Annotated in this window: 6 protein-coding genes and 2 pseudogenes; 5 read left to right on the top strand and 3 right to left on the bottom strand. The window is 61.2% G+C overall.

Annotation, left to right across the window (positions count from 1 at the left end; translation table 11 throughout):
• On the bottom strand, positions 1-283 hold a 283-nt coding region (locus tag JCM25143_RS14295), incomplete at its 3' end, for a DUF3429 domain-containing protein (protein ID WP_025861715.1).
• A 188-nt stretch (positions 284-471) separates the two neighbouring features.
• Here JCM25143_RS14295 and eno point away from each other — a divergent pair.
• Both eno and JCM25143_RS14285 read left to right on the top strand, forming a co-directional pair.
• Positions 472-1751 (top strand): annotated as a pseudogene (gene eno / locus JCM25143_RS20060) (phosphopyruvate hydratase).
• 155 nt (positions 1752-1906) lie between these two features.
• Positions 1907-2236 (top strand): FtsB family cell division protein, encoded by a 330-nt coding sequence (locus JCM25143_RS14285; RefSeq protein WP_025861713.1) that lies wholly within the window; start codon positions 1907-1909, stop codon positions 2234-2236.
• 116 nt (positions 2237-2352) lie between these two features.
• Here JCM25143_RS14285 and rpmG read toward each other — a convergent pair whose 3' ends face one another.
• The gene (gene rpmG / locus JCM25143_RS14280) at positions 2353-2520 is read right to left on the bottom strand and encodes a 50S ribosomal protein L33 (RefSeq protein ID WP_003623017.1); all 168 of its coding nucleotides are present in this window, start codon (positions 2518-2520) and stop codon (positions 2353-2355) included.
• Positions 2521-2662: 142 nt separating this feature from the next.
• Between rpmG and JCM25143_RS25310 the strand changes: the two genes are divergently transcribed.
• The 3 genes and pseudogenes from JCM25143_RS25310 (at position 2663) to lexA (ending at position 4660) form a co-directional block, all read left to right on the top strand.
• Entirely contained in the window at positions 2663-3157 is a 495-nt protein-coding gene (locus tag JCM25143_RS25310) for a MoeA family protein (RefSeq protein WP_369347380.1), read from the top strand.
• 68 nt (positions 3158-3225) lie between these two features.
• Positions 3226-3864 (top strand): molybdopterin-binding protein, encoded by a 639-nt coding sequence (locus JCM25143_RS25305; RefSeq protein ID WP_369347379.1) that lies wholly within the window; start codon positions 3226-3228, stop codon positions 3862-3864.
• Positions 3865-3995: 131 nt separating this feature from the next.
• A pseudogene (gene lexA, locus JCM25143_RS20050) lies at positions 3996-4660 on the top strand (transcriptional repressor LexA).
• A 71-nt stretch (positions 4661-4731) separates the two neighbouring features.
• On the opposite strand, the gene bioD reads toward lexA, so the two are convergent.
• On the bottom strand, positions 4732-5519 hold a 788-nt coding region (bioD, locus tag JCM25143_RS14265), incomplete at its 5' end, for a dethiobiotin synthase (protein ID WP_025861711.1).

Genomic DNA, 5519 nt, shown 5'->3' with positions numbered 1-5519 from the left:
CCACCCAACCCCGCCACGCCACGGGCAGCACACCCAGCAGCAGGCGCAGCCTGTCCACACGCTCGGCATCAACCGTCAGGATCACGCGCTCGGCCTCAAGCGCCCAGCCCCAGTGAACAGCCCCGAAAAACGACAGCGACAACGCGCCGTACAGCACCAGCCCCATCAGCAGCCGAGGCACCGGCACGGCAGAATCGTAAAACACAATCCCGCAGGTACACAGAATAAAAGGCAGCAGGCCCGCAAGCATCAGCACGACCGCCAGATAGGGAAGTTTCCTCATTGATGGGAACCACGTCCTCTTGCTATCAGGTTTTCACAATTCGCAGTGTTGACAGGAAAGCCCAAGACACGGCCTGTAGCAACCGCACGGAGGCGCGCTCCGGCCATGCCCTGAGCCTGTCGGCCCGCAAAAGCCGCAAGGCACAGGGCCGGGTTTGGACGCATACATCATTCAGGAACGGAAAGACCATGAGTGCCATTGTCGACATCGTCGCACGTGAAATACTGGACAGCCGCGGCAACCCCACCGTTGAAGTTGACGTAGAACTGGCCTCCGGCGCGAAAGGCCGGGCAGCAGTTCCCTCCGGCGCATCAACCGGTGCGCATGAAGCCGTAGAGCTGCGCGATGGCGATGCCCGCCGCTACGGTGGCAAGGGTGTGCTCAAGGCGCTCGAAAACATCGAAACCGAAATCCTGCCGACCCTTCAGGGCGCAGAATCCTCGGACCAGATCGATATCGACAACGCCATGATCGACCTCGATGGCACGCCCAACAAGAGCCGTCTGGGTGCCAACGCCATTCTGGGCGTTTCCCTTGCCATTGCCAAGCAACGGCCGCCGAGCTTGAAATTCCGCTCTACCGCTATGTTGGCGGCGCGTTCGCCCATATCCTGCCCGTGCCGATGATGAACATCGTCAACGGTGGTCAGCATGCCGATAACCCCATCGACATTCAGGAATTCATGATCCAGCCCGTGGGTGCGCCCACCGTGGCCGATGCCATCCGCTGGGGTTCTGAAATCTTCCTGCAGCTCAAGAAAGCCCTGAGCGCTGCCGGGCACAACACCAATGTGGGTGATGAAGGCGGCTTTGCCCCGGCCCTGAAATCGGCTGATGAAGCACTTGGTTTCATTACCCGCGCCGTGGAAGCCGCAGGCTACCGCCCCGGTCAGGACGTAACCTTCGCACTCGACTGCGCCAGCACCGAATTTTACAAAAACGGCCAGTATGTGATCTCGGGCGAAGGCAAGAGCCTGGATTCCGCCGGCATGGCCGCTTATCTGGCTGATCTGGTCGGGCGTTACCCCATTGTTTCCATCGAAGACGGCATGGCCGAGGACGACTGGGAAGGCTGGGCGCTGCTGACCCAGACACTGGGCCAGAAGGTGCAGCTCGTAGGGGATGATCTGTTTGTAACCAACCCCGAGCGCCTGCAGCGCGGCATCCGCGCTGGCGTGGCCAACTCGCTGCTGGTGAAGGTCAACCAGATTGGTACCCTGACAGAAACCCTGCGTGCGGTCGATATGGCGCACCGGGCCGGTTACACGGCGGTGATGAGCCACCGTTCGGGCGAGACGGAAGATTCCACCATTGCCGATCTGGCCGTGGCCACCAATTGCGGGCAGATCAAAACCGGCTCGCTCTCACGCTCCGACAGAACGGCCAAATACAACCAGCTCATCCGCATTGAGCAGGAACTGGCCACTGCTGCCGAGTATGCAGGCTATTCCATTCTGAAAAACGCCTAAAAAACGGCCCTGCTGGCCGCCCCCTTGGGGCGGCCAGCACCCGGCTCCAGCCCCGGCAATCCGGCGCGCTGCAATTCCCTTTACCGGCCTGCATATGTGGTTTAGTACTGTAAAGGTGCTGTACTTCGCACATTTTACAAGCAGGACTGGAAAACGTGCAGATAGGCCGCTTTATTCGCCGTGTTGTTCGCGCTGTCGTACCGCCCACCGTATTCCTCGGAATTACGGTGTATTTCGGCTGGAACGCCACGCAGGGCGACCATGGCATGCAGGCATATCAGCAGCAGCTTGGCCTGCTGGCACAGGCACAGCAGGCACAGCAGGACGCCCTGACCGAACAGGCCGCATGGCGGCGGCGCGTCAACGGCCTGAAAGAACAGTCTCTCGATACCGATATTCTGGATGAACGCGCCCGCGCCATGATGAACATGGCCGACAAGAACGATATCGTCATTCCCTATGACCGGCATGACCCTTTATTCTGATCACGCGCGGCTTGTCTGGCCTACAACGAAACGGCGCCTCAGGGCGCCGTTTTTCGTTGTGTGGAACAAAGCCCACCGTAACAGGCGGCTATGCCGCCCGCCCCGTTCCGCTAGATTTATTTAATCTTGGCTTCGCGGAAAACGACGTGCTTGCGCGCGACGGGATCGTACTTCTTGAGTTCCATCTTGCCCGTGTGAGCGCGGGCATTCTTTTTGGTCACGTAGAAGTAACCCGTGTCGGCCGTCGAAACGAGACGGATCTTGATGACATTGGTCTTGGCCATGATTTCCTCGGCAGAGCGTGTTTACGGAACCGGACATGCGGCTCCGGCGATGTTCAAGTGGCCGCAAAATGCCATACAAAAGAAAAAGGTCAAGCTTTCTTGCACCAAAACAGTACCTCGGGCAGCAAAAGGAGAATAATTTATGCTTGATGTGGCCACAGCGCGCGCACGGATCCTGTCGGGCATTGTCGCCTGCGGGCAGGAAACCGTGCCACTCGGCAGCGCGCTCGGGCGTGTTCTCGGCCTTGATGTGCACGCCCGCCGGGCCAACCCGCCAGTGTCGGTTTCCGCCATGGATGGCTATGCCGCCCGCGCACAGGACGCCACAGAAGGCGCTGTACTCCATGTTGTAGCCGAAGCCCCTGCAGGCCACCCCACGGCGCATGTCATCCAGCCGGGCGAGTGCGTCCGGCTTTTCACCGGCAGCCAGATCCCCGCCGGAGCCGACACGGTTATCATTCAGGAAAACACGCAGCGCGAGGGAGACCGGATCACCCTCACACACCCCTCTGCCGCAGGCCGGTTTATTCGCATGCAGGGGCAGGATTTCGCTCAGGCACATGCCTGCTGCAAGCGGGCACCAGACTCGGCCCCAAGGAAATCGGCCTTGCGGCGGCGAGTGGGCATGCGTGGCTGACCGTCACCCGCAAACCGCGTGTAAGCGTTCTGAGCACGGGAGATGAAATTGCCCTGCCCGGCGACCCCGTGCGTGAGGATGGTATTTTCAATTCCGCGCTGTTCATGGTGACGGCCTGCCTGCAACAGGCCGGAGCCGAGGTGCTCATGCTCCCCTCCGCACGGGACACCACACGCTCCCTGACCGAAGCCTTTGCCCAAGCGCGCCAGAGCGACATGCTGGTGACGATAGGTGGTGCCAGTGTCGGGGCCTATGACCTTGTCCGCCAGTCGCTGACCGATATCGGCCTCACGCTCGATTTCTGGAAAATCGCCATGCGACCCGGCAAGCCCCTGCTTTCGGGGCATATCGGCTCCACCCCCATTATCGGCCTGCCGGGCAACCCGGTGGCAGCACTGGTCTGTTCCACGGTGTTTGTAGCCCCCGCCATCCAGCGCATGATGGGCATGGCTGTTGCTGACACGCTCCCCACCGAACCGGCCATACTGGGTGTTGATGTCGGCCCGAACGACCAGCGACAGGATTTCCTGCGTGCCACATTGTCCAGCGCTCCTGCACCCGACAGCCTGCCCGTTGTCACGCCTTTCGCCAGTCAGGACTCCGCACAGCTTCACATTCTGGCGCAGAGCCAGGCCCTTATCATCCGCGCCCCCCATGCCCCGGCAGCAGCAGCAGGGAGCCCATGCCAGATCGTGCGTCTTTCATGACCCGCCCAAAGCCGCAATCACCGCAAAGAAATTGAGCGGAACCACCGGGAAGCAATTGACAGAAAACGAGAACTTACATAGAACAAAAAGCGGGCTTTCCCGATTTTTTCACTTGCTTTCCGGGGTGCGAAATGCTGACACGCAAACAGCACAAACTTCTTCTGTTCATTGATTCGCACCTCAGGCAAACGGGCTTTTCCCCTTCCTTTGACGAAATGCGCGAAGCCATGGGTCTGCGCTCCAAATCAGGTATCCACCGCCTGATTTCGGGGCTGGAAGAGCGCGGTTTTCTGCGCCGCCACCATCACCGTGCTCGTGCGCTCGAGGTCATTCAGTTGCCGGGAGCCGAGGCAGAACTGCCCGCTAACGTAATCCGTGCGCGCTTTAACCGCCCCGCACAGGAAAACGAGCAGGAAACCATCAAGGTGCCGCTCTACGGCCGTATTGCCGCCGGCCTGCCGATTGAGGCCGTGGCCTCCGCAGGGGCCAGCCTGAGCGTGCCTGCGGCCATGCTGGGCAACGGCGAATATTACGCGCTGGAAGTCGCTGGCGATTCCATGATCGAAGCCGGTATCATGGATGGAGATCAGGTGATCATCCGCAAGACCGATCAGGCCGAAAACGGGCAGATTATCGTGGCCTGATTGATGAAAGCGAAGTCACGCTCAAGCGCCTGCGCCGCAAAGGCGGCATGATTGCGCTTGAGCCCGCGAATGCACGCTACGAAACACGGATCGTTCCCGCCGACCGGCTCCGTATCCAAGGCCAGCTCAGCGGCCTGCTGCGGCAGTACTAACCGCCCTCATACACAGGTTCAGCCGCCAGCCCCTCTGGCGGCTTCCCTTACGGGGGGGGGAAGCAGCGCCCCTACGCGCCAGCAATCTCTGACCATGGCGGAAGCAGGGCTGCCAGCCTCTCCACGGTCGGGGCATCTAGCTCGGCTTCATGCGGGATTTCGGCCAGAATCCGCACCTTACCCTTACCGGCAATCGTACGGCTGTTTTCCGGGTTGGGCGGGCCATTCAGCACCACACCTGCCACGGCAATACCTCGGGCACGCAGGGCCTCAAGGCTGAGCAGCGTATGATTGAGCGTGCCCAGCCCACTGCGTGCCACCAGCACGACTGGCAGACCCCAACGCTGCGCCAGATCGACCATCATGATCTCGTCCGTGACTGGCACCATCAAACCGCCAGCCCCTTCCACCACAAGAGGTTGCTGCGGTGCCTCCATAGGCAGGGCCAGCAGGGCGGAGTCGATCGTCACACCTTCCGCACGCGCGGCTGCTTCGGGAGATAGCGAGGCCTGATAGGCCCCGGCGGGTGGGAAACACCGCACGCCCTGCCCCTGCGTGGACTCTCCCCCTGCCAGTCTGGAAACAGTCGGGGTATCGCCTTCCTCATCCGCAAGCCCGCTTTGCAGGGGTTTCCAGTACAGCGCCTGCCAGCGCCGCACCAGACAGGCCGAAACCAGCGTTTTGCCCACACCGGTATCGGTTCCGGTTACGAACACACCCGCACGCGCCGGGCGCCGAAAACACCCATATGCCAGTTCCCACGTTACGGCAGCGCCGCTTTCCTCAAAACGGGTGGCCACACGCCTCAGAGCCCCGGCACTCATGCCTGAGGCATCTGCCCGCGGCGTATTGGCTCCGG

This window comes from Acetobacter papayae JCM 25143, assembly GCF_000613285.1.
Classification (GTDB): Bacteria; Pseudomonadota; Alphaproteobacteria; order Acetobacterales; family Acetobacteraceae; genus Acetobacter; species Acetobacter papayae.
The sequence above is the reverse complement of the archived record's forward strand: the minus strand, read 5'-3'. Positions and strand labels throughout refer to the sequence as shown.